Source organism: Mycolicibacter icosiumassiliensis, from assembly GCF_900078685.2.
Classification (GTDB): Bacteria; Actinomycetota; Actinomycetes; order Mycobacteriales; family Mycobacteriaceae; genus Mycobacterium; species Mycobacterium icosiumassiliensis.
On the sequence record NZ_LT546166.1, the window covers coordinates 1,865,937 to 1,890,239 of the forward strand.

Below are 24,303 nucleotides of genomic sequence, written 5' to 3' on the forward strand. Positions count from 1 at the left end.
CGGAAATTGGTCGGCGATAATTACTTTGTAAAACCGTTATTCCAGTGCGATCGTGCCGTTACGAAAAGCTGTTCTGGAAAACAGTGTGGACGGCGCGATCACGGCTTCACCAGCCGGCGCGGAGTGCCGACGCAGTAACCGACGATGTCGTCGACGATATCGCGATAAAACACGTTCATGCAGTTCGCGGTCACGTAGCCCAGATGCGGGGTCAGCACGGTGTTGCCCAGCGCGGTCAGCGGGTGCCCGGCCGGCAGCGGCTCCTGGTCGTAGACGTCGAGCCCGGCGCCACGGATCCGGTTGGTGCGCAGCGCGTCGATCAGCGCTGCCTCATCGATCAACCCGCCGCGTGAGGTGTTGACCAGGATCGCGCTGGATTTCATCGCGGCCAGCTCATCGCGACCGACCAGTCCCCGGGTCGCCTCGGAGAGCACCAGGTGGATCGAGACGACGTCGGCGGTCTCGAACAGACTGCGCCGGTCCAGTAGCTGCGCCTGAGCCTCGGCGGCCCGCTCGGGTGTCAGGTGTGGGCTCCACGCCGTCACTCGCATGCCGTAGGCGTGGCCCACCGCGGCGACCATCCGGCCGATTCGGCCCAGCCCCACCAGCCCGAGCGTCGCGCCGGCCAGATCAGCGCCGACGGTCTGCTGCCATCGGCCGGCCCGCAGACCCGCATCCTCGACGATCAGATGACGTTGCAGGGCATGGATCAACGCCCAGGTGAGTTCGACCGTCGGCGTGATGGTGCCGCCGGTCCCGCACACGGTGATTCCGAGCCGGTGGGCGGCGGCCACGTCGATGGCGGCGTTGAACGGCCCGGTGGTGACCAACAATTTCAACGACGGCAGCGAAGACAGCAGATCGGCGTGGATCGGTGTGCGTTCGCGCATCACAACCAGCACCTCGCGGTCGGCCAGCCGGGCGACCAGTTCGTCACCGGGAGCGAGGTGCTCGCGGATCGCCAGCAGATCGACGGGCCGGGGGATGGGCGACCAATCCACCGTCTCGGCAATGCCCTGGTAGTCGTCGAGCACCGCGATACGCAGCGGTGGCGCGGAAGCGGCCACGTTCAGAACGCATCCGGGTCGTGCTGGACCGCGTCGGGAACCGGATGCTGATAGAGGCGAGAGGCGTTCTCCCAGGTGAACTTCCGGATCACCTCGGCAGGAAGGTCGCCGATCTCCTGGTGAATCACCCGCTGGGTGTTCGGCCACGTCGAATCGCAGTGCGGGTAGTCGGACTCCAACATGATGTGGTCGGTGCCGATGCGCTCGTGCTGGCAGAACGACGACTGGTCCTCGACTGCGCAGAACCAGAAGTTGCGTTGCAGCACCTCGGCCGGGGAGAGCGTCTCGCCGAGCGCCTTCCAGGTTCCGTACATCTGGTGATAGCTCAGCATGTGGTCGAGGCGGTCCAGTAGCCCCGCGACCCAGCCGATCCCGCCCTCGGACAGACAGATCTTCAACTCCGGGAAGCGGCTGGGCAACCCGGAATACAGCCAGTCGACCGCGGCGGAGATGGCGTAGGCGAAGAACAGCACGCCGGCGACGTCGGGCGGTGCATCGTCGGTGGTGGACGGTGCGGTGCCCGACGATCCGATATGCAGGTTGACCACGGTGCCTGTTTCGGCGCAGGCGGCGATCATCGGGTCCCAATGCCCGGAGTGGATGGTCGGCAGCCCCAACATGGCCGGATTCTCACTGAAAGTGATGGCGCGAAAGCCTCGTTCGGCGTTCTCGTAGATCATCGCCGCACCGACCTCGGGTTCCAGCAGCCAGGGCAGTTGACAGCCGATGATGCGGTCGGGGTAGGAGCCGGCCCACACCTCGTGGTGCCAGTCGTTCCACGCCCGCACCGAGGCCAGCGCCAGCTCACGGTCGCCGGTCGTCAGTTGCAGGCGCTGACCGGCGAACCCGGGCAGGAAGGAGGGAAAGTTCAATGAGGCGTAGACGCCGTTGAGGTCCATGTCCTTGATGCGCGCATGGATATCCCAGGCGCCGCGGCGCATCTCCTCGAATCGGGTCGGCTCGAAGCCGTACTCCGACACCGGACGCCCCACCACGGCGTTGAATCCGACGTTGGGCAACGATTGGCCGTCATACATCCAGGTTTGGCCGCCGGTTTCGGTCTCGACCACCCGCGGCGCCCGGTCGGCCAGTTTGCGCGGCACTCGCCCCAGGAAGGTGTCCGGGGGTTCGACGATGTGGTCGTCCACCGAGATCACCGTGTAGCGCCGCTGTGCGCGTGGCGGTTCGGGCAGGAAGGTCACGGTGCGTTCCGTTCCGGCCTTGGCGGTGGTGAAGCTCAGGTCAGCGCTGAGCTCGTCGATCGATCTCATGGGCGCTACTCCAGCACATGTCGGTCGGCCTTGATGGTCATGCGGGCCGCGCCGGCCCAGTACACGTCGGCGGCGCGCTCGATCAACGACGCCCGCATCCCGGCCATGTCGGATCGCTTCATGGGCGTGGGCGCCCGGCCGGTCAACATGACGTGGTAGGCCAACTTGCACACTCGCTCGATGGTGGCCGACCGATAGACCGCCTCGGCCAGCGTGCGCCCGGTGGCGATCACCCCGTGCGACGCCAGGATCGCCAGGTTCGCACCGCCGATACGGGCGGCCAAATCGCTTGCCCGCGCAGCGGTGTCCACCTCGCCGTCGTAGTCCTCGACGAAACACAGGTCGTCGAGGAACAGCGAGCAGGTCTGGTGCACCAGGTCGGGCAGTGTCTGCAGCGACGCCAACACGCTCACGTAGTACGGATGGTTGTGGATCACCACGCGCGCGTCGGGGCGGGCGCGGTGCAGTTCGGTGTGGATATGAATGGCCGGGGTGACATCCCAGCGACCCGCGACCACGCGGGCGTCCTCGTCGACGGTGCAGATGTCGGAGGCGGTGAGTTCGGCCCACCACAGTCCCCACGGATTGACCAGCATCTCGGTCTGACCGGGGGGCTGCCAGGTGATGTGGCCGGCCATGTTCTCGGCGAAGCCGATGTCTGCGAGATGACGAAACGCGATGGCCAGCGCCTGGGCGTTGGTCAGCTCAACGCCGATCGGCGGGACCACCGACGGCGACCAGACCGCTGAGCCGCCGGGACGGGCGCACTGGACGTCGACGGACTCCGTCATGAACAAATCATATGGAAATAAGGGGCGCCGTCAACGCACCCGATGAGTCCCTCACAGCTCGGGGTCCCCAGCGCTGGGGAGCCCCCGGGGACGAACCATGGCCGGGTCGACAATCCCCGAGCGGCCGGGATAGTGCTGGGCGTGCAGCAGGTGTGCCGCGGCCAGGTCCCGGGCTCGTTGGGCGTCGCCGACATCAATGGCATCGATGACCTGACGGTGGTCTTCCAAGACGGCGCGCCGTTCCGGAACGGGCACCGTGGAATGGTCGGTGACCTGACTGGACCAGCTTTGCTCGTGAGCCGACCACAGGGCTTCGAGCGCGCCCGCCATGACGAGCATGGTGGCATTGCCGCAGTGCGTGACGAGCGCCTCGTGGTAGCGGCGACTGGCGGAGGTGGCCTTCTGCAGGTCGTCGACCGCGGCCACCGATTCCTCGTGTAACCGGCGCAAAATGGGCACCACCGTGCTCTTGCGGTCCGGCCGCCCCGCGCACAGTGCTGCACAGGCCGGCTCGACTTGCAAAAGCGCGGTCCCGACGTCCGCGAGGCTGACCTGTTGCGAGCCCAACACCAGGCCCATGGTGTAAGCGACGTTTGCTGGAGTGGGTCGATGGATCACCGCGCCGCCCCGTTTGCCGCGGCGTACGGTGAGCAGTCCCTCGGCCTCGAGAATGCGCATGGCCTCGCGCAAGGACGGCTTACTGATGGCGAACTCGACCAGCAGTTCGTCCTCTTTGGGAAGCACATGATCGTCGGTCAGCTCGCCGGCGAGAATGCGCCGACGGAGCTCGTCGGCGACCTGTTCGGCGAGCCGCCGGAAGCGAACGGTGGGTGCTGCCACGGGTCGAGTGTGCCAGACCAAGCCCGTTCCCTCCGGTTCCTCGAATCGCTCACTTCCAAATGATTCGTGGCATACGATCGCGCTGCGAGAAGGGGACCATGGCGTGCAGCACTGGACTGTCGGCGACATTGACATCCACGCGGTGCCGCAGGCGGTCATACCGATCCCACCCGCGCTGCTGTTCGCCGGAGCACTCGAGCGTTGTGCGGACGACTCCCTGGCGGACTACTGCGACGCGTCGGGCAACATCTTGATGGCGATCCAGTCCTACCTGATCGCGTCCGAGACGTCGCGCGTGTTGGTCGATACCTGCTTCGCCGAAAGCTTCCTGCGGACCCGGAACATCCCGGACCGCTTCGAGGAGTCGTTGGCGGCCACCGGATTTAGTCCGAGCGACATCACGGCGGTGGTGTGCACGCATCTGCACCGCGATCACGCCGGTCGCAACACCGTTGAGCAGGACGGGCAGTGGGTGCCCAGGTTCGCCGGCGCCGACTACCTGGTGACCGCTGCCGAGCACGCGCATTGGACTGAATTCACCGGTGAGGATTGGGTGGCGCCCGAATGCGTCGCGCCGCTGGCGCAGTACGGCAAGCTTCGGTTGGTCGGGCCGGATCATCAGCTGACCGAGGCGGTCCGGCTCGTCCCTACCGCCGGTCACACCCCCGGCCACGTGTCGGTGCGCATCGAGTCCGCCGGCGAGGTCGCCTACATCAGCGGCGACGTTGTGCACCATCCGGTCCAGATCGGCAACCCCGAGATCAGTGCCCGGCCCGACGCCGACGCCAGCGCCGCTCGCGCAAGCCGGCTGGACTTGCTGCGCCGCGTCGCCGACGAGCGGGCACTGCTGCTCGGATCGCATTTCGCCGTCCCCTCGGGCGGCTACATCAACAGCGCCGGTGCAGGTTTGGCGTGGCAACCGCTGGTAGAGCGAGAGGGAGCACGATGACCGAGACGCAGCACCTACTGCCGGAGGGGTTCGACTTCACCGACCCCACACTGATCGGGGAGCGGATCCCGCACGAGGAGTTCGCCCTGCTGCGCAAGACCGAACCGATCTGGTGGAACGCCCAGCCCTTCGGAGCCTCGGGTTACCCGGATGAGGGCTACTGGGTCGTCACCAGGCACGCCGATGTACGGGCGGTGTCGTTGCAGGACGAGGTGTTCTCCTCGCACGAGAACACCTCGCTGATCCGGACGAACACGACCGAGAATCAAGAGCTGCACGACGCCAGCCGCGACAACATCATGTTGTTCCTCGACGGACCCAAGCACGCCAAGCTGCGCCGGATCGTCTCCCGGGGTTTCACCCCTCGAGTGGTTGCCGGCATGCGGGATTCACTCGACCGGCAAGCCCGACAGATCGTCACCGCCGCCGCCGAGCACAACACCGGCGACTTCGTCACCGAGGTCGCCTCGCAGCTGCCGTTGGCGACCATCTGCGAGCTGATCGGCGTTCCGGCAGACGAGCGCCAGCAGGTCTTCGACTGGAGCAACCGGCTGGTGGGCGGCGGCAACGGCGAACCGGAGGCCGGCGCAGACGGGACGCTGGCCGCGGCCGAACTGTTGGGCTACGCCTATCAGATGGCCGAAGATCGCAAGGCGCATCCGCGCGACGACATCGCGACGGCCCTGGTGACCGCGACCATCGACGGCGAAGAGCTCACCGCGCTGGAATTCGGTTACTACGTGATGATGTTGATGGTGGCCGGCAATGAGACCACCCGCAACGCCACCTCGCAGGGGATGCTGGCGTTCTTCGACCACCCCGATCAATGGCGGCTGTACGTCGAGCAGCGCCCCACCACCATGGCCGACGAAGTGGTCCGCTGGGCGACGCCGGTGATCTCCTTCCAGCGCACCGCGTTACGCGACGTCGAACTGGGCGGAGTGCAGATCCGCAAAGGGCAGCGGGTCGGCATGTTCTACGGCTCGGCCAACTACGACGACGAAGTGTTCGACGACCCGTTCAGGTTCGACATCCTGCGAAGCCCCAACCCCCACTTGGGTTTCGGGGCACCGGGAGCGCACTACTGTATCGGCGCCAACTTGGCCCGCATGCAGATCAACCTGATCTTCGGTGCGCTGGCCGACATCATTCCCGACATCCACCAGCTGGATCGACCCTCGCGGTCTGTGCTGCCCTGGATCAACGGGATCGACGCTATGCCGGTGGAATTCGGCAACACTGGGACGCCCTAGCTGGCGTCCCAGCGGCCCGCCTCACTCCTTGATGATTACCGGGTCGCCGATGTTGACCCGGTCGAAGTACCACTCCGCGTCGGTGGGACTGAGGCCGACACAGCCGTGACTGACGTTCTCCAGCCCCAGCGAGCGCAGCGCCCAGGGTGCGGAATGGACGTAGAGCCCGCGCCGAGTGATACGTACCGCCTGCTCGACCTCGAAGCGGTAGCCCTCGGCGGAGTCGATCGGGATCCCCACGCTGCTGGAGTCCATCACGACTTTGCGGTCCTTGCCCAGCACGGTGTAGTTGCCGGTCGGCGTCTCGTATTCGGTCTTGCCCATGGTGGCAGGCATGACGCCGTCTTCGCCCCAGTGCGGGCGGTGGTGCGGCGTGGGCAGCGGGCCGGCTTCCTCGCTGTCGCCGTCAACGGTCACGGTGAAGGTGTGTGCCGAGATGCTGGCGACGCCCACCACCTTTGCGCCCGTGCTGAAGTCGACAGAGAGCTTTCCCACCGACAGGGCCACGGCGCTGTGCGACGGCCAGTAGTGGTCGGGAATCCACTGCACCTCGGTGTCGTCGACCCAGTCGAACGTTCCGGTCATCGGCGGGGTGGACCGCACCGCGATGGTGCGCTCGGCGGCCCGGCGGTCGATCACCGGTGCCGAGAAGGTCACCACGACCGGGTGCGCCACCCCTACGACAGCGCCCGACGCCGGCTGGATCGAGGCGATCCCCGCGCCGGGCGGCTGGCTGGCCGCGGCCGAACTTGTTCCGGGCGGCGTCACGAGCGTTGTGACGGCGACCCCGAGTACCACCATTGCTGAGCGCACCGATGTCCACATCGTCGGCATACCTTCCCGATCTTCTTACTTGGGTTATCGCCGTTGATGGTAGGGAGATTCACGTCGCTAAGCCTCGCGCACATGCCTACGAGTCGGTCAAGGCTTCATTAAGATTTGGACACGGCCCGCGCCCGGCGGTGTCAGCAGCAGCGCGCCCCGGGATCGCCGTCGTGACGGCGTCGCCAGTAATCGCGCTCGCAGAGCACCGGCTCGCCGGGATGGGTGCGGCGGCGGTACTCCAGATAGCGGCGGTAGTGGTTGTCGCCCAACAGCGATGCCCAGTACCAGCCGATGTGACGCGCGGCCCGTGCTAGCCCGCGCAGCGCGCGTCCCATTGCTCCTGCACCTTTCGTTCGGCCGCCGTCGGGATCAGACCGGCAGGCGCGAATCGCCGCGATGGCATCGGCGGCGGCTCGGAGGTCGATGCCGCGCCGCGAATCGACCGGAGCGACACCAGAATTCCGGCTACCACCACGACCGCCACCACGGAGGCGAAGACTATCGACAAGGTGCCCTGGATGAAGGTGTTGCGGACGACGTCGTGCAGTTGCGAAGGGTTGGCCGCCGATCCGTAGGACGTTTCGCCAGACCGTTCGGCGGCCCGATAGGCGAAGTGCTGCGTCCAGTAGCCCACCCGCGGATCGCCGGAGAAGATCTTCTGCCAGGAGGCCGTCATGGTGACCGTCAGGTCCCACAGCAGCGGAATGCCCGGGATCAGCGCCCATTTGAGGCCTGATTTTCCGTTGCCCTTCTTGATCACGATCACCGTCACCACCGTCAGCGCGATCGCGGCCAGCAACTGGTTGGCGATGCCGAACAGCGGGAACAAGGTGTTGATCCCGCCGAGCGGGTCGGTGACGCCCATCAACAGGATCGAACCCCACCCCGCGACCACGGCCAGGCTGCACACCCATGCCCCGATCCGCCAACTCGGGTTGGACAGCCGCCGCAGTGGTCCGCCCAGGTTGCTCAGCGCGTCGGAGAGCATGAAGCGGGCCACCCGGGTGCCGGCGTCGACGGTGGTCAGGATGAACAGCGCCTCGAACATGATCGCGAAGTGGTACCAGAAGGCTTTGAGACCCGGGCCGCCGAACACCCGCCCCAGCACGTCGGCCATTCCCAGCGCCAGGGTGGGGGCCCCGCCGGTGCGCGACACGATCGACTGTTCCCCTACCGAGGTGGCGGCCCCGGCGATCTGCTCGGCGGTCACCGGGGACCCGCCGAGACCGAGCCCGTTGACGTAAGCGGCGGCGCTCGATGCGGTACCGCCGGTGGAGGCGACCGGCGCATTGAGGGTGAAGAACAGGTGCTGGTCCAGGATCGAGGCGGTGATCAGCGCCATCACCGCCACGAAGGACTCGGTGAGCATGCCGCCGTAGCCGATCAGCCGCATCTGGCTCTCTTTCTCCAGCAGTTTCGGAGTGGTGCCCGAGGCGATCAGCGAATGAAATCCGGACAGCGCGCCGCAGGCGATCGTGATGAACAGGAACGGGAACAGCGATCCGGCGAAGACCGGCCCCGCGCCGGTGCGGGCGAATTCCGAGACGGCCGGCGCGGCCATCAGCGGCCGGGCGATCAGGATGCCGACGGCCAGCAGGGCGATGGTGCCGACCTTCATGAACGTCGACAGGTAGTCGCGCGGCGCCAGCAGCAACCACACCGGCAGCACCGAGGCGGCAAAGCCGTAGCCGATGATGCACCAGGACAACGTCACCGGGGACAACGTGAACCATGAGACGCCCCAAGAGGTTTCGGCGACCCACTTGCCCGAAGCCACAGCGCCCAGCAGCGCGACGATTCCGATCAGGGATACTTCGGACACCCGGCCTGGCCGTAAGAACCGCAGATAGCACCCCATGAACAGGGCGATCGGAATCGTCATCGCGATGGAGAACACCCCCCAGGGGCTGACCGCCAACGCCCGCACCACGATCAGTGCCAGCACCGCGATCAGGATCACCATGATGGCCAGCACGCCGATGATCGCGGCCGCACCGCCGACCACCCCGAGTTCCTCCCGGGCCATCTGTCCCAAAGAGCGGCCCCGTCGGCGTACCGAGCACCACAGCACCAGGTAGTCCTGCACACCGCCGGCCACCACCGCGCCGATGATGATCCAGATGGTGCCCGGCAGATAGCCCATCTGCGTGGCCAGCACCGGGCCGACCAGCGGGCCTGCACCGGCGATTGCCGCGAAATGATGGCCGAAGAGCACCCGCCGGTCGGTCGGCAGATAGTCGGTGCCGTCCTCGAAGATCTCCGCGGGCGTGGCGTGGTCGTCGCGCGGGCGCACGATCTTGCGTTCGATGAACCGTGCGTAGAAACGGAATCCGATGATGTAGGTGCAGACCGCGGCGATGACGAACCACACCGCGTTCACCGATTCGCCGCGGGCGAACGCGATCGATGCCCACGCCACCGCCCCCGCGACCGCGACCGCACCGAACACCACTTTGTGCCGTGCGGAGATGGGGGAGCGGTCGATGACCGCCACCGCGGGTAATTCGGGGTCGGTGTGCAGATAGGTCACCGGCCCGTCGTGTCGCTCGACTACCTCTGGCGCCGTCGGTGCGGCCACGGGTTCCTCCTGGGGGCCTTCTCTGATGCCCGAGGGGCAGCGGTTTCCGAGCCGAACGATAACTTGTCCTAGATTCTCAACCACTAGATTTCCCGGTGGCTGCCGGCGGCGCGGATGTCGCGGTGCTCGACCGGGAAGGCTCGGAGGGCGGGGAGGTGGCCGCCGGTCTGAAGGGGGGAGCCGGTGCCTTCTACCCGGTAGACATCACCGACTTCGACGCCACCGAGAAGACCCTGGCCACGGCGGTCGAGGGCCTGGGCGGGCTGCACGTCATCGTCACCACGGCCGGCGGGGGTATCGCCAAGCGCACCCTGTCCAAGTCCGGCCCGCACGACCTGGAGTCCTTCCGTGCCGTGATCGACCTGAACCTGATCGCCACGTTCAACATCAACCGGCTGGCCGCCGCGCACATGAGCCAAAACGAGCCCGAAGACGAGGAGCGCGGCGTCATCATCAACACCGCGTCGATCGCGGCCTTCGAGGGCCAGATCGGCCAGGTCGCCTACACCGCCGCCAAGGCGGGCGTCGCCGGCATGGCCCTGACCATGGCGCGTGACCTCGGTTCGGTGGGCATTCGGGCGCTGGCGATCGCACCGAGCCTGTTCGCCACCGGCCTGACCAAGGGCATCCCGGAGGAGTTCGCCAGCGCCCTGACCCGCGACGCCGCGTTCCCCAAGCGCCTCGGCCGGCCCGAGGAGTTCGCCAAACTGGTTGCCGCTGTCATCGACAACCCGATGCTTAACGGACAATGCCTGCGGCTCGACGCCGGCCAGCGGTTCGCCCCCAAGTAAACGAAAGCCAGGAGATATCCCATGGGCATTGGAATTACCGACGACCACCGCGAACTGGCCGAGGTGGCCCGCGGGTTCTTGACCGCGCAGAAGGCCCGCTCGGCGGCTCGTGCGCTGCTGGACACCGCCGAGGAGGCTCGGCCCCCGTTCTGGGCTGAACTGGCCGCCCTGGGCTGGCTGGGCCTGCACATCGACGAGGAGCACGGCGGCTCCGGCTTCGGGCTGCCCGAGTTGGTGGTGGTGATCGAGGAACTGGGCCGGGCGGTGGCTCCGGGGCCGTTCGTTCCGACCGTCATCGCCTCGGCGGTCATCGCCGCCGCCGGCACGCCCGAGCAGCAGGCCCGCCTGCTGCCGGGGCTGATCGACGGCTCGGTCACCGCCGGGGTGGGGCTGGCCGGTGACGTCATCCTGGACGGCGGCGTGGCTTCCGGCGATGCCGGGGTGGTGCTGGGTGCGGGCCTGGCCGACGTGCTGTTGGTGGCCGCCGGTGAGGACGTGCTGGTACTCGAACGTGGATGTGCCGGGCAACGTCGATCTGACCCGGCGGTCTGGGCGGGTCACGCTGACCGGTGTCGGGGTCAGCGCCGACGACGTCCTGGCCGGCGCGCGCGAGTCGGCGCTGGCGCGCGCCCGGGTGCTGCTGGCTGCCGAGGCCGTTGGTGGCGCGGCCGACTGCACCGACGCGGCGGTGGAGTACGCCAAGGTGCGCGAACAGTTCGGCCGGACCATTGCCACCTTCCAGGCCGTCAAGCACCATTGCGCCAACATGCTGGTGGCCGCCGAGTCGGCGACCGCCGCGGTGTGGGATGCGGCTCGGGCCGACGGCGAGGACGAGTACGCCTTCCGGCTGGCCGCCGCGGTCGCCGCCACCCTGGCCTTCCCCGCCTACGTGCGCAACGCCGAGCTGAACATCCAGGTGCACGGCGGTATCGGTTACACCTGGGAGCACGACGCCCACCTGCAGCTGCGTCGCGCCCTGGCGGTGCAGGCGCTGTTCGGCGGCGACGCGCCGGCCCAGGCCGTCTTCGAGAGCGCCGCGGCCGGCATCACCCGGGCCAACAGCCTGGACCTGCCGCCCGAGGCCGAGGAGCTGCGCACCCGCATCCAGGCTGATGCCGCCGAGATCGCGGCGTTGAGCACCGAAGACCAGCTGGACAAGCTGATTGCGACCGGATATGTGATGCCGCACTGGCCCAAGCCGTGGGGCCGGGCCGCCGACGCGGTCGAGCAGGTGGTGATCGAGCAGGAGTTCAGCGCCGCCGGCGTGCAGCGACCCGACTACTCGATCACCGGCTGGGTGATCCTGACGCTGATCCAACAGGGCACCGACTGGCAGATCGAGCGGTTTGTGGAGAAGGCGCTGCGCCAGGAGGAGATCTGGTGCCAGCTGTTCTCCGAGCCGGGTGCCGGCTCGGATGCGGCCGCGGTCAAGACCAAGGCCGTTCGGGTCGACGGCGGCTGGAAGATCACCGGTCAGAAGGTGTGGACGTCGGGCGCACACCTGTGCCGGCGTGGCCTGGCCACCGTGCGCACCGACTTCGACGTCGCCAAGCATGCCGGCATCACCATGGTGATCGTCGACATGAAGGCGCCGGGCGTCGAGGTGCGGCCGCTGCGTCAGATCACCGGTGGTTCGGAGTTCAACGAGGTGTTCTTCAACGACGTCTTCGTTCCCGACGAGGACGTGGTCGGCGAGGTCAACGGCGGCTGGAAGGTGGCTCGCGCCACGCTGGGCAATGAGCGGGTCAGCATCGGTGGCGGCGGCTCCTACACCGCCGGGATCGACCAGCGGCTGATCGCACTGGCCCAGCAGCACCGGCAGTCGGTACCCGATGCCGAGGTGCGCGTTGGCAGGTTTGTCGCCGACGAGCACGCGTTGCGACTGCTGAACCTGCGGCGTGCGGCGCGCAGCATCGCCGGCGCCGCCCCCGGCCCCGAGGGCAATGTCACCAAGCTCAAGCTCGCCGAACACATGGGCGACGGTGCGGCCATCGGCGCGGCGCTGCTGGGCCCGGATGTCGCCCTCGACGACGGGCCGGGCGCGATGGCCGCCCGGATGGTGATGGGCGCGCGCGGCATCGCCATCGCCGGCGGCACCTCAGAGGTGACGCGTAACCAGATCGCCGAGCGGATTCTGGGGATGCCCCGCGACCCGTTGATCAAGTAGCGTTTCCCCCGGCGCGAGATGGGGGTACCCCCATCGCTCGCGAGCGTGCGGTTGCACGGCGACACTCCGTCGGCGACGGCATTCTGCGCACGCTCGCCCGTGGTGAGGAGGACGCGAAATGGCTACTGTCGCAGACCATGTCATCGCGGCCCTCAAACGCAGCGGGGTGCAGCGCATCTTCGGGATACCCGGCGACAGCCTCAACGGGCTCACCGACGCGATCCGCCGGGTCGGCGACTTCGGCTGGGAACAGGTGCGCCACGAGGAGACCGCGGCGTTCGCGGCCGCCGCCGAGGCAACGCTGTCCGGTGGTTTGGCGGTGTGCGCGGGCAGTTGCGGACCCGGCAACCTGCACCTGATCAACGGGCTGTTCGACGCGCAGCGCAGCCGGGTGCCGGTGCTGGCGATCGCTGCCCATATCCCGCTGGCCGAGGTCGGCTCCGACTACTTCCAGGAAACCCATCCGCAGAACCTGTTTCGCGAGTGCAGTGTCTACTGCGAGTTGGTCAGCACTCCCGAGCAGGCGCCGCGGATCCTGGAGCTGGCGATGCGTGCGGCGGTGGAAGAGAACGGCGTGGCCGTCGTGGTGGTGCCGGGCGAGATCTTCAGCCACCGCCTCGATGAGACCGCCTGGGGGGTGCGTCCGGTGCTGGCGACCGGATCGGTGTGCCACCCCGATGAACGGGGGCTGCGGGCGGCCGCAGCCATGCTCAACGGCGCCGCCAACGTCACCATCCTGGCCGGTGCGGGGGTCGCCGGCGCCCACGACCAGGTGATAAAGCTAGCGCGCACCTTGGCGGCCCCGATCGTGCACGCGCTGCGCGGCAAGGAATACATCGAGTACGACAACCCGTACGACGTCGGCATGACGGGACTGCTGGGCTTCGCGTCCGGCTACAAGGCGATTGCGGAAGCCGATGTGTTGCTGATGCTCGGCACCGACTTTCCCTACCAGCAGTTCTATCCCGATCGTGCACAGATCATCCAAGTCGATATTCGCGGTCGAAACCTGGGCCGACGCACCCCGATCGATCTCGGATTGGTCGGCACGGTAGCCGACACCGTCGCCGCGTTGCAGCCATTGCTCACCAGCAAGAACGACAGCACCCACCTGGAAAAGTCGCTGAAGCACTACCGCAAGACCCGCAAGCGACTTGACTCGCTGGCGTCCAACGATCGGGACCGCACCCCGATACGTCCCGAATATGTTGCCGCGGTGGCGAATCGGTTGGCCGCAGACGACGCGGTGTTCACCGTCGACGTCGGATCGCCGGTGGTGTGGGCGGCGCGCTACGTCACCATGAACGGGCGACGACGGTTGATCGGGTCGTTCAACCACGGCACCATGGCATGCGCGTTGCCACATGCGATCGGCGCCCAGTCCGTCGACCGACAGCGTCAGGTTGTCGCGTTGGCAGGCGACGGCGGGCTGGCGATGCTGTTCGGCGAGCTGCTCACGCTGACGCAGAATCGCTTGCCGGTCAAGGTGATCGTGTTCAACAATTCGTCGCTGAACTTTGTCGAACTGGAGATGAAGGCCGCCGGCATCGTCAACTTCGGTACCGAGTTGGATAATCCCGACTTCGGCGCCGTCGCCACCGCGCTGGGCATGTTCGGGCGTCGGGTGGAGCGGCCTGCCGACCTGGAAGCGGCCCTGACCGAGGCGTTCGCCTACGACGGCCCCGCCGTCGTCGACGTCGTCACCGCCCGCCAGGAACTGTCGATTCCGCCCGCGATCACCGCTGAACAGGCCAAAGGCTTCTCGCTCTATGCGATCCGGACCATTCTGGCCGGTCGCAGCGACGAACTGCTGGACCTGGTGACCACCAACGTGGCTCGCCGCATCTTGAATTGATATCAATCTCGACGCCAGTCCATAAATGCGTTGCGCGTGCAGCGGACGCGCTACTAGCCTTGGGGCATCATGCGTTATCTAGTTGTAGTAGCCGGCACCCGCAGCGGGGTCTGATCCAGACCGACCCCCCGCTGTCGGGTCGGAAGCTACTACCCGTCGGTCGCTCTTCGAGCAGAAAAGACCGCAACATGGCCAGTACATCTTTCGCAGACCAATTCGACACTCGACTCCCGCGTGAACTGCGTGACCCAGCCGCCCAGCTCACCCGGGAAGGCTTCGTGGCCACCTACGGTCACTGCTCCGGGCCGCTGCGGCTGGGCCGGTGGCGCTGCCTGGATGCCGACCGGCCCGCGGCCAGGCTGGGGCTGCAGGGCCGCACCTACCAGGCGACAATCGCCATCGGCGATCGAACCGGTACCTGCACCGCGGCGGCGCACGGCCCGCTGGGCGCCCTCACCGAGATGCTGTACGAGCGTGGAATCAGGTTGGAAATCCTGGCATTTCATCAGCTGGCTTGCGGCACCGAGACAGCAACGTTCATCCACGGTTCCAACGGTCGCGCGACGGCATGGGCGGTGGGCTTCGCGTCCGACGCCGGGGCCTCAGCCGTGGATGCCGTTGTCACGTGCGTGAATCGACTGCTGACTGCAGGCGGTTAGCGAGGCTCGACGCAGGAGAGCCGAAGCTGGACCGCCGCATCCGACCGAGCGGTTAGCGAGGCTCGACGCAGGAGGGGCGAAGCTGGACCGCGAATCAGCCCCAGAGGCTTAGAGCCGGCGCAAGACGATCGGCATCCCGTCCATCGGAATCGGCATGCCGCCGTAGTCCCAGCGCGGCTGGTAGCCGGGGTGGGACAGCTCAATCCGATACTGACGCAGCAGCCGATGCAGCACCGTCTTGACCTCGAGACGGCCGAATACCATCCCGATACACTTGTGCGCCCCGCCACCGAACGGGGCCCAGGCGTAGCGGTGCTTCTTGTGCTCGGACCGCGGCTCAAGGAACCGCTCCGGGTCGAACTGGCGCGGGTTGGTGTACAGCTCGGGCAGCCAATGATTCATCCCCGGCCAGGTGACCACGTTGGTGCCGGCCGGCACGTAGTGGCCCAGCAGATCGGTGTCGCGCACCGTCTGGCGCATATTGAACGGCAACGGCGTCACTAGCCGCAGGGACTCGTCCATGACCAGGTCGAGGGTTTCCAGCTTCTCCAGCGACTCGATGTCCAGCGGGCTGTCGCCGAGTCGCTGTGACTCGTCGCGGGCGCGGTCCTGCCACTCCGGGTGGGCGGCCAGGTGGTAGACCATCGTGGTCACCGTCGAGGTGGTGGTGTCGTGGGCGGCCATCATCAGGAAGATCATGTGGTTGACGATGTCGGCGTCGGAGAAGCTGTTGCCGTCCTCGTCGGCGGTATGGCAGAGCACGGTCAGCATGTCGGTGCCCTCGGCGTTCCGGCGCTCTTTGACCCGCTCGACGAAGTAGTCTTCGAGCAGCTTGCGACCCTGCAGACCCTGCCACCATTTGAACGGCGGCACGCCGGTCCGGATGATCGCGCCCCCGGCCCGGGTGGTCTGCTCGAAGGCGTGATTCACCTTGGTGACCAGCTGGTGATCGCTGCCCGGCTCATGGCCCATGAACACCACCGAGGCGACATCGAGGGTCAGTTCCTTCATCGCCGGGTACAGCAGGAAACGGCCGTCGTCGGTGGGCCAGTCGGCCACGATGGCCGAAGCCACCCGGTCGATGTCTTCGACGTAGCTGGCCAGCCGGGGCCGGGTGAAGGCGGACTGCATGATCCGCCGATGGCCCATGTGCTCGTCGAAGTCCAGCAGCATCAGACCGCGGTTGAAGAACGGCCCGATCACCGGGAGCCAGCCCTTCTGCGAGTAATCCTTGTTCTTGTTGGTGAAGATCGTCTGGGTGGCGTCGGGGCCCAGCGCGACGATCGACGGCAGGATGGGCGAGTCAGCGAAAGTGATCGGGCCCCGGGTGTTGTACAGGTGCAACGGGAAGTCGGGTCCCTGGCGGAACATCTCGACGATGTGACCTAGCAGCGGCAGCCCCGAGTCGCCGACGATGGGCTTCAGGTTGCTCCCCGCCGGCGGGGCGGCCAGCGTCCGCTGCGGCCAGTCCACTGTCATCAGCCGCTTTTCCAGCAATCCCATCCCGGGGATGGTGTTCACGGTCGGGATGAACCGGCGTTTTGCCTGGTCGAGCAGGTAACGCGGGGTGCTGATGGTGGTCACAGACCCTCCTCTAACGGCCGGACAGGTTGTGGTAACCGTCACTCGGGCCTAATCCTCGGAGTAAGTTTGACGCCTGTCAAGTTTGAATCCGGCGCGGCGTGGTGCAAGGTGCAAAGGTGAATAGCGAGGATGGCGCGGGTGGGCGGTCTGCCGACGATCTGCCGATGCGGCGCGGCGACAAGCAACGTCAGGCGATTGTTCAGGCGGTGCGCGAACTGCTGGAGGAGAAACCCTTCGCAGAACTGTCGGTCAGCACCATCAGCGATCGGGCCGGGGTGGCGCGCTCGGGCTTCTATTTCTACTTCGACTCCAAGTACGCCGTGCTCGCCCACATCCTGGCGGAGGCCACCCACGAGCTCGAAGAACTGACCCACTACTTCGCGCCGCGGGGCGCCGACGAATCGACGGAGGCATTCGCCCAGCGCATGGTGGGCAGTGCGGCCGCGGTCTACGCCCACAACGATCCGGTGATGTCGGCATGCAACCTGGCGCGCAACAGCGACGCCGAGATCCGTGAGCTGCTCGACGCCCAGATCGATGCGGTCATCGACCAGATCGTCGGCGTGGTCAATGACGAGCTCGCCGCGGGGACGGCCAACCCGATCAGCGACGACATTCCCGCGCTGGTGCGGACCCTGGGCGCTACCACCGCCTACATGCTTTCCGGAGACAGTGCCTTCGTGGGGCCCGGCGGCGACGTGGGGCGTGGCGTACGGGTGCTCGAAGCGCTATGGCAAAACGCGCTCTGGGGCGGCCGGAAGCGCTAGCGGGGATCGAATCATCGATGCGCGGTACCGCTCGGCTTGTACGGCGGTCCCAGCTTCGGCTCTCCTCCGTCGAGCCTGAGCGGTACCGCCGGTATCGTCTGCACCCATGACACGCGTAGCGCAGTACTACCGGGGCAAGCGGTGCTTCATCACCGGAGCGGCCAGCGGGATCGGACGGGCCACCGCGTTGCGGCTGGCTGAGCATGGTGCCGAGCTGTACCTGACCGACCGCAATGCCGAAGGTCTGGCCGAAACCGTCGCCGACGCCCGCGCGCTGGGCGCGCTGGTACCGGAGCACCGGGTGGTCGACATCGCCGACTACGACGACGTCGCCGCCTTCGCCGCGGACATTCATGAGCGGCATGAGCCGATGGACGTCGTGATGAACATTGCCGGGGTGTCGGCGTGGGGGACCGTCGACCGGTTAACTCACCAACAGTGGCGAAAGATGGTCGACATCAACCTGATGGGTCCGATCCACGTCATCGAATCGTTCCTGCCGCAGATGGTCGCCGCCGGCCGCGGCGGTCACCTGGTCAATGTGTCCTCGGCGGCTGGAATCGTCGCCTTGCCCTGGCATGCGGCCTATTCGGCCAGCAAGTACGGCCTGCGCGGAGTGTCGGAGGTGCTGCGGTTCGACCTGGCCCGGCACAAGATCGGGGTGTCGGTGGTGGTGCCCGGCGCCGTCAAGACCGGGCTGGTCCACACCGTCGAGATCGCCGGTGTGGACCGCGAGGACCCGCAGGTGGAGAAATGGGTGGGTCGTTTCGCCGGCCATGCCGTGTCGCCGGAGAAGGCGGCGGACAAGATCCTGGCCGGGGTGGCGCGCAACCGCTACCTGGTCTACACCTCCGGCGACATTCGGGCGCTGTACGCGTTCAAGCGGCTGGCCTGGCTGCCCTACAGCGTGGCCATGCGTCAGGCCAACGTGCTGTTCAGCAAAGCGCTGCGGCCGTCGCGGGAGTCGTTGCGCAGCTCCTGAACCGCCAGCCGGCTCAGCGGCTGCCCCAATCCCAGGCCGGGGTGTTGAGCAGGCCCAGGCCGGCGACCCGCGTCTCGCCGAAGTCCTTGTAGACCTCGATCTCTGCGGTGTCGTGGCGGTCGGCGTCGGCGACAGGCACGGCGGCGAGCAGCTCCGGCATGGTGCGCGCGTGGGTGACCACTATGACCTGGGTTCGGGTGGCGGCGGCCTGGATGAGTTCGGCCAGCGGCGCCACCAGGTCGGGATGAAGTGATGTCTCGGGCTCGTTGAGCACCATCAGCGACGGCGGCTGCGGGCTCAGCAGGGCGGCGGCCCACAGCAGGAAGCGCAGGGTGCCATCGGACAGTTCGGCGGCACGCAACGGCCGCAGCATGCCCCGTTGGCGCAACTGAAGATCGAACATGCCGTCGTGGGAGCTGACCGACAGCGTCGCCCCGTCGAATGCGGCCGCGACCGCACGGTCCAGCTCGTCGTCGCCGGACTCGATGATGGTCTGCACCGCTGCGGCCAGATCGACGCCGTCGCCGGCGAGCACCGGTGTGCGCGTACCGACCTGCGGCCGTCGCACCGGTGCGCCGGCATCCACCCGGAAGCCGTCATAGAAGCGCCAGTCGCGTAGTCGATCGCGCACCGCGGCCAGTTCTGGATGTGCGGCGGGGTGGGCGAACTCGGCGAGCACACTGCGATAGGTGGGCAGCGTGCGCGAGAGTTCCTCGACACCGGAGTCCGTGTTGAACTGCGCGAAAGCCCGGGTGCGGCTCACCAGGGTGGCACCGCGCCGCGGCACTGCTCCGGCGAACACGATCTCGCGTTTGATCTCTGGATCGTGGGCGAACGCCGACGCCTGCGCGGGGTCCTGCGGCAATCCCAAATCGACTAGATAGCCGAAGTCGTCCGAGGCGAAACCCATCTCCAGCGAGACCGGTCGGCTGCGCACACTGCCCTGGACGGTTCCGCTGCGGCGCGCTTCGCCGAGCTGTTCGGGGCCGGCCCACAGCACCGACTCCAGGCCGCCCTCGCGAGCCAGCGAGCCGATCACCTCGCCACGTCCGCAGTCGGCCAACAGGCGTAACGCCCGGTACAGCGACGACTTGCCGGTGCCATTAGCCCCGGTGACGACCGTGAGAGGGCGCAACGGCAGCACCAGGTCGCGCAGCGAGCGGTAGCCGCGCACAGCCAGCGTCGAAAGCATGCCCGGCAGGCTATCGGGTGCCTCCGACGTGATGGGCGTGGTAAGCGGCCGTCTGCAGCGGTACGACAGGCCTCTCGGCTCAGGCCGATGCCGAATCCGCCGGAATCGGTACCCCGCCCGGATGCGCTGAGCCGGGGGCCGGGAAGCTTTGCTGGCCGGCGGTCGGTGGTTGCGTGCCCCGATGACTTGTCGGTGCCGCATGGTAGACCTGCGGTTATGAGCAGAGAGTCGTTCGAATGTGAGCTGCGACACGCCGACGCGGATGGCGTCGCAAGCTTACGACCAGCGAATTTCAACAATGTCGTTCAGAACATCTAGTATTAACCCCGAGGGATGACCACTAGGTGTAGTGTTCGGGGGACCGACAGGCCCGGGATCTTCCAGTTATCCGGGCCGCGGCAACCGGCACTTATTTCGGTGCTTTGCCACGGCTGCGGAGCTGGGGAACGGAAAGTCCTGGCGGCCCGCTGAACATAGTGCCCGATCCGTCATCCGTTCGTTGTCGACGATTCGCTGAGGAGCCTGCCGCATGAGCATCACTGTCTACACCAAGCCCGCGTGCGTGCAGTGCAACGCCACCTACAAGGCATTGGACAAGCAGGGCATCGCTTACGAGAAGGTTGACATCTCGCTGGACCCCGACGCCCGTGACTACGTCATGGCGCTGGGCTACCTGCAGGCCCCGGTCGTGGTCGCCGGCGACGAGCACTGGTCGGGTTTCCGGCCGGACCGCATCAAGGCGCTGTCGCAGACCGCGCTGAGCGCGTAGGCCGGTCGTCGGGTCGGGTACGGGTGGAGTCTGACTGAGAGTTGAAGGGGGTCGCCATGTCTGCGGATTCAGAATGCAGCCTGGTGTACTTCTCCTCGGTGTCGGAGAACACCCACCGCTTCGTGCAGAAGCTGGGCCTGCCGGCCATCCGGATCCCGCTGCACGGACGCATCGAGGTCGACCACCCCTATGTATTGGTCCTGCCGACCTACGGTGGCGGACGTCAGCAGCCCGATATGAACGAGGGCGGCTACGTGCCGAAGCAGGTCATCGCTTTTTTGAACAACGAACACAACCGGCAGTTGCTGCGCGGCGTGATCGCGGCCGGCAACACCAACTTCGGTGCGGAGTTCTGCTATGCGGGCAATGTGGTGTCCCGCAAATGCGGGGTGCCGTACCTATATCGATTCGAATTGATGGGAACCGACGAGGACGTACAAGCCGTCCGCGCGGGCTTGGCTGATTTTTGGAAGGACGAGGCATGCCACCGACCGCTGCAACTGCAGAGCAGGTAACCGCAACCACCCGCAGCGCTCCGGTGGGCGAGCTGGACTTCCATGCGCTCAACGCAATGCTCAATCTGTATGACGCCGACGGCAAGATCCAGTTCGACATGGATGTGCTGGCCGCCCGGCAGTACTTCTTGGAGCACGTCAACCAGAACACGGTGTTCTTCCACAATCAGGACGAGAAGCTCGACTACCTGATCCAGAAGGAGTACTACGAGCGCGAGGTGCTCGACCAGTACTCGCGCAACTTCGTCAAGTCACTGCTGGATAGGGCGTACGCCAAGAAGTTTCGGTTCCCGACCTTCCTGGGGGCGTTCAAGTACTACACCTCCTACACCCTGAAAACCTTCGACGGCAAGCGCTACCTGGAGCGGTTCGAGGACCGGGTGTGCATGGTGGCGCTGACCCTGGCTGCCGGTGACACCAAGCTGGCCGAGCAACTCGTCGAGGAGATCATCGACGGCCGCTTCCAGCCCGCCACCCCAACGTTTTTGAACTCCGGCAAGAAGCAGCGCGGCGAGGCGGTCAGCTGCTTTTTGCTGCGCATCGAAGACAACATGGAGTCGATCGGCCGATCGATCAACTCCGCCCTGCAGCTGTCCAAGCGTGGCGGGGGAGTAGCGTTGCTGCTCAGCAACATTCGCGAGCATGGCGCCCCGATCAAGAACATCGAGAACCAGTCTTCCGGGGTCATCCCGATCATGAAGCTGCTGGAGGACTCGTTCTCCTACGCCAACCAGCTGGGCGCCCGTCAGGGTGCCGGTGCGGTGTACCTGCACGCCCACCACCCCGACATCTACCGCTTCCTGGACACCAAGCGGGAGAACGCCGACGAGAAGATCCGGATCAAGACGCTGAGCCTGGGCGTGGTGATCCCCGACATCACCTTCGAGCTGGCGAAGAAGAACGAGGACATGTACCTGTTCTCGCCTTACGACGTCGAGAAGTTCTACGGGGTGCCGTTCGCCGATATCTCCGTCAGCGAGAAGTACTACGAGATGGTGGACAACGCGGCGATCCGCAAGACCAAGATCAAGGCGCGCGAGTTCTTCCAGACCCTGGCCGAGCTGCAGTTCGAATCCGGCTACCCGTACGTCATGTTCGAGGACACGGTGAACCGGGCGAACCCGATCGCCGGAAAGATCACCCACTCGAATCTGTGCTCGGAGATCCTGCAGGTCTCCACCCCCTCGGAGTTCAACGACGATTTGTCGTACGCCAAGGTGGGCAAGGACATCTCCTGCAACCTGGGTTCGCTCAACATTGCCAAGGCGATGGACTCGCCCGACTTCGGCCAGACCATCGAGGTCGCCATCCGGGCGCTGACCGCGGTGAGCGATCAGACCCACATCTGGTCGGTGCCGTCGATCGAGCAGGGCAACAACGAGTCGCACGCCATCGGGCTGGGTCAGATGAACCTGCACGGCTACCTGGCCCGGGAGCGGATCTTCTACGGTTCCGAAGAGGGCATCGACTTCACCAACATCTACTTCTACACCGTGCTGTATCACGCCCTGCGCGCATCGAATCGTCTTGCCCTGGAACGGGGTAGGTCATTCGTGGGCTTCGAACAGTCCCAGTACGCTTCCGGAGAGTTCTTCGACAAGTACACCGAGCAGGTGTGGGAGCCGGCGACCGAGCGGGTGCGCCAATTGTTCGCCGATGCGGGGATTCGGATCCCCAACCAGGACGACTGGCGCCGGCTCAAGGAGTCGGTGCAGACCCACGGGATCTACAACCAGAATCTGCAGGCCGTTCCGCCGACCGGGTCGATCTCCTACATCAACCACTCGACGTCGTCGATCCACCCGATCGTGGCGCGGGTCGAGATCCGCAAGGAAGGCAAGATCGGCCGGGTCTACTACCCGGCGCCCTACATGACCAACGACAACCTGGAGTACTACCAGGACGCGTACGAGATCGGCTACGAGAAGATCATTGACACCTACGCCGCGGCCACCCAGCACGTGGACCAGGGGTTGAGCCTGACGCTGTTCTTCAAGGACACCGCGACCACGCGCGACGTCAACCGGGCGCAGATCTACGCCTGGCGCAAGGGAATCAAGACGCTGTACTACATCCGGCTGCGGCAGATGGCGCTGGAAGGCACTCAGGTGGAGAACTGCGTGTCCTGCATGTTGTAGGGCATTTTGAGACCGTTGCAGGCCAGGGGGCATTGCCCTCTGGCCTGCTTCTTTGTTCAGGGAGTGACGGGTGTTGACTTCGCTGCACATTGCGGTCGAGCGCTCGTGCCACCTCAGGAAATTTCCAGTTAAATTTCAGAAACTCCAAGTTAATTGTTAGCCTACGCGAAGCTAACTGACATTTACGGCGCGCCGCGGAAGTAGTCGACTCGGCGTGACGAACTGACCTAGGGGTGCACGAGATGGCTGGTACCAGCGGCAATCCGGGACGCAATGGCGGAAACGGCGTTCGCGGACGTCGGTTTGGGCGGATGGTCGGGGCCGGCTCGGCGGTGGGCGCCTTTCTGGCCCTTGGGCTGACTCCCGTGGATGCACCGGCCGCGCACGCCGACTTCGGGTTCGACGACGCCATCGAGCAGTTGTTCGCCGGACTGTCGTGGGCCGACCTGAACACGGCCGGACCGGCCATGTTCACGCCGGGCTTCACAGACGATTGGTTCGCCGAGCTCGTCTACACCCCGACGCACGACAGCATCGAGGCGTGGATTCATAGCGATCTGGGCCAACAGGTCAACGGCTTCATCAACGATCTATCCGGGGTGTACCTCATCGGCGACGGCGCCGAAGGCACCGCCGACAACATCCACGGCGGCGATGCTGGCCTATTGTTCGGTGACGGCGGCGATGGTTACGGCTACTACGGCGCCGGTGGTAACGCTGGCTGGCTGTTCGGCAACGGTGGCAACGCCGGCAGCGCGGACCAGGGCTACATCCTGCCCAGCACCGGTGACGGTGGATCGACCGACTACATGTATCTGGCAGCAGCGACGGACCCCAGTGGCAACGCCACGCTTCCCATCAACGGCGCACCTGGTCAGGGTGGCAATGGCGGCGGGCTGTTTGGTAACGGCGGCAACGGCACCAACGGCGGCGACGGCCAGTTCGGCGGCAACGGTGGTGTGGGCGGCAACGGCGGCGCCGGCGGCTTCTTGTTCGGTGCAGGCGGGAACGGCGGCAACGGCGGGGCTGGCGGGGCGGGCACCGCGACTCATCTCGCAGGTGGCTCCGGCGGTGCGGGTGGTGCCGGTGGTGCCGGCGGACTCTTCTTTGGCGGCGGCGGTACCGGCGGTATCGGCGGGGCTGGCGGGGCTGGATTTACGTCCGCCCAAGCCGCCGCGGGTCTTCAAGGCGCGACCAGCGGTCAGGGCGGTGCTGGCGGGTCCGGCGGTGCCGGTGGTCAAGGCGGGCTCTTCTTCGGCGGCGGTGGCGGCGGTGGCGCCGGTGGCGCCGGTGGTGCCGGGGGTACCGGG

At 66.5% G+C, this 24,303-nt stretch carries 18 protein-coding genes and 3 pseudogenes; 12 read left to right on the forward strand and 9 right to left on the reverse strand.

Translation table 11 applies throughout. The features are described 5' to 3' along the window. Window positions 1-98 precede the first annotated feature (98 nt). From BN4346_RS32850 to BN4346_RS32865, 4 genes are read right to left on the reverse strand one after another with little or no spacing between them, the layout of a single operon-like run. Window positions 99-1,067, reverse strand: a complete 969-nt coding sequence (locus BN4346_RS32850; RefSeq protein ID WP_208863231.1) for a D-2-hydroxyacid dehydrogenase family protein — start codon at window positions 1,065-1,067, stop codon at window positions 99-101. A gap of 2 nt (window positions 1,068-1,069) precedes the next feature. Beyond that, window positions 1,070-2,338 (reverse strand): amidohydrolase family protein, encoded by a 1,269-nt coding sequence (locus tag BN4346_RS32855; RefSeq protein ID WP_067971048.1) that lies wholly within the window; start codon window positions 2,336-2,338, stop codon window positions 1,070-1,072. A gap of 5 nt (window positions 2,339-2,343) precedes the next feature. Then, entirely contained in the window at window positions 2,344-3,129 is a 786-nt protein-coding gene (locus BN4346_RS32860; RefSeq protein ID WP_067971051.1) for a class II aldolase/adducin family protein, read from the reverse strand. 51 nt (window positions 3,130-3,180) lie between these two features. Further along, window positions 3,181-3,969 (reverse strand): FadR/GntR family transcriptional regulator, encoded by a 789-nt coding sequence (locus BN4346_RS32865; protein WP_067971053.1) that lies wholly within the window; start codon window positions 3,967-3,969, stop codon window positions 3,181-3,183. A gap of 103 nt (window positions 3,970-4,072) precedes the next feature. Here BN4346_RS32865 and BN4346_RS32870 point away from each other — a divergent pair, with 103 nt between their 5' ends. Next, window positions 4,073-4,918 (forward strand): MBL fold metallo-hydrolase, encoded by an 846-nt coding sequence (locus tag BN4346_RS32870; protein WP_067971055.1) that lies wholly within the window; start codon window positions 4,073-4,075, stop codon window positions 4,916-4,918. Then, window positions 4,915-6,171 carry a cytochrome P450 gene (locus BN4346_RS32875; protein ID WP_067971057.1) on the forward strand — a complete coding sequence of 419 codons (1,257 nt, stop codon included), beginning with the start codon at window positions 4,915-4,917 and terminating at the stop codon, window positions 6,169-6,171. The genes BN4346_RS32870 and BN4346_RS32875 overlap by 4 nt, the downstream gene beginning before the upstream one ends. Window positions 6,172-6,192: 21 nt before the next feature. Here BN4346_RS32875 and BN4346_RS32880 read toward each other — a convergent pair whose 3' ends face one another. From BN4346_RS32880 to BN4346_RS32890, 3 genes are all read right to left on the reverse strand, one after another. Continuing rightward, a complete protein-coding gene (locus BN4346_RS32880) occupies window positions 6,193-6,996 on the reverse strand; it encodes a L,D-transpeptidase (protein WP_096867664.1) in 804 nt (267 codons plus the stop codon). A gap of 140 nt (window positions 6,997-7,136) precedes the next feature. Beyond that, complete coding sequence (locus BN4346_RS32885) at window positions 7,137-7,331, reverse strand: YbdD/YjiX family protein (protein WP_067971060.1); 195 nt, start codon at window positions 7,329-7,331, stop codon at window positions 7,137-7,139. Further along, window positions 7,307-9,574, reverse strand: a complete 2,268-nt coding sequence (locus tag BN4346_RS32890; RefSeq protein WP_067971062.1) for a carbon starvation CstA family protein — start codon at window positions 9,572-9,574, stop codon at window positions 7,307-7,309. The genes BN4346_RS32885 and BN4346_RS32890 overlap by 25 nt, the downstream gene beginning before the upstream one ends. A gap of 98 nt (window positions 9,575-9,672) precedes the next feature. Between BN4346_RS32890 and BN4346_RS32895 the strand changes: the two are divergent. The 4 genes and pseudogenes from BN4346_RS32895 to BN4346_RS32910 all read left to right on the forward strand — a co-directional run. After that, window positions 9,673-10,365: pseudogene (locus BN4346_RS32895) on the forward strand (SDR family NAD(P)-dependent oxidoreductase); the annotation flags it as partial. 21 nt (window positions 10,366-10,386) lie between these two features. Next, a pseudogene (locus BN4346_RS32900) lies at window positions 10,387-12,532 on the forward strand (acyl-CoA dehydrogenase). Between the two features lie 118 nt (window positions 12,533-12,650). Beyond that, on the forward strand, window positions 12,651-14,387 hold the full coding sequence (poxB, locus tag BN4346_RS32905) for a ubiquinone-dependent pyruvate dehydrogenase (RefSeq protein WP_067971064.1): 1,737 nt from the start codon (window positions 12,651-12,653) through the stop codon (window positions 14,385-14,387). A gap of 188 nt (window positions 14,388-14,575) precedes the next feature. Further along, complete coding sequence (locus BN4346_RS32910) at window positions 14,576-15,046, forward strand: homocitrate synthase (RefSeq protein ID WP_078058559.1); 471 nt, start codon at window positions 14,576-14,578, stop codon at window positions 15,044-15,046. Window positions 15,047-15,154: 108 nt separating this feature from the next. On the opposite strand, the gene BN4346_RS32915 is transcribed toward BN4346_RS32910, so the two are convergent. Then, a complete protein-coding gene (locus tag BN4346_RS32915; protein ID WP_067971066.1) occupies window positions 15,155-16,630 on the reverse strand; it encodes a cytochrome P450 in 1,476 nt (491 codons plus the stop codon). A gap of 164 nt (window positions 16,631-16,794) precedes the next feature. Here BN4346_RS32915 and BN4346_RS32920 point away from each other — a divergent pair, with 164 nt between their 5' ends. Together BN4346_RS32920 and BN4346_RS32925 are read left to right on the forward strand one after the other, a co-directional pair. Then, window positions 16,795-17,397 carry a TetR/AcrR family transcriptional regulator gene (locus BN4346_RS32920; protein ID WP_067971180.1) on the forward strand — a complete coding sequence of 201 codons (603 nt, stop codon included), beginning with the start codon at window positions 16,795-16,797 and terminating at the stop codon, window positions 17,395-17,397. A gap of 106 nt (window positions 17,398-17,503) precedes the next feature. After that, window positions 17,504-18,379, forward strand: a complete 876-nt coding sequence (locus BN4346_RS32925) for an SDR family oxidoreductase (RefSeq protein WP_067971068.1) — start codon at window positions 17,504-17,506, stop codon at window positions 18,377-18,379. Window positions 18,380-18,392: 13 nt separating this feature from the next. Here BN4346_RS32925 and BN4346_RS32930 read toward each other — a convergent pair whose 3' ends face one another. Further along, window positions 18,393-19,571: an AAA family ATPase gene (locus BN4346_RS32930; RefSeq protein WP_067971070.1), complete on the reverse strand. Its 1,179-nt coding sequence runs from the start codon at window positions 19,569-19,571 to the stop codon at window positions 18,393-18,395. Between the two features lie 529 nt (window positions 19,572-20,100). On the opposite strand from BN4346_RS32930, the gene BN4346_RS32935 reads away from it, so the two are divergent. The 4 genes and pseudogenes from BN4346_RS32935 to BN4346_RS49485 all read left to right on the forward strand — a co-directional run. Continuing rightward, complete coding sequence (locus BN4346_RS32935; protein WP_024440250.1) at window positions 20,101-20,340, forward strand: redoxin NrdH; 240 nt, start codon at window positions 20,101-20,103, stop codon at window positions 20,338-20,340. Between the two features lie 56 nt (window positions 20,341-20,396). After that, a complete protein-coding gene (nrdI, locus tag BN4346_RS32940; RefSeq protein ID WP_067971072.1) occupies window positions 20,397-20,855 on the forward strand; it encodes a class Ib ribonucleoside-diphosphate reductase assembly flavoprotein NrdI in 459 nt (152 codons plus the stop codon). Then, window positions 20,822-22,993 (forward strand): class 1b ribonucleoside-diphosphate reductase subunit alpha, encoded by a 2,172-nt coding sequence (gene nrdE, locus BN4346_RS32945; RefSeq protein WP_078058560.1) that lies wholly within the window; start codon window positions 20,822-20,824, stop codon window positions 22,991-22,993. Before nrdI ends, nrdE begins: the two co-directional genes overlap by 34 nt. A gap of 242 nt (window positions 22,994-23,235) precedes the next feature. Beyond that, a pseudogene (locus BN4346_RS49485) lies at window positions 23,236-24,303 on the forward strand (PGRS repeat-containing protein); the annotation flags it as partial.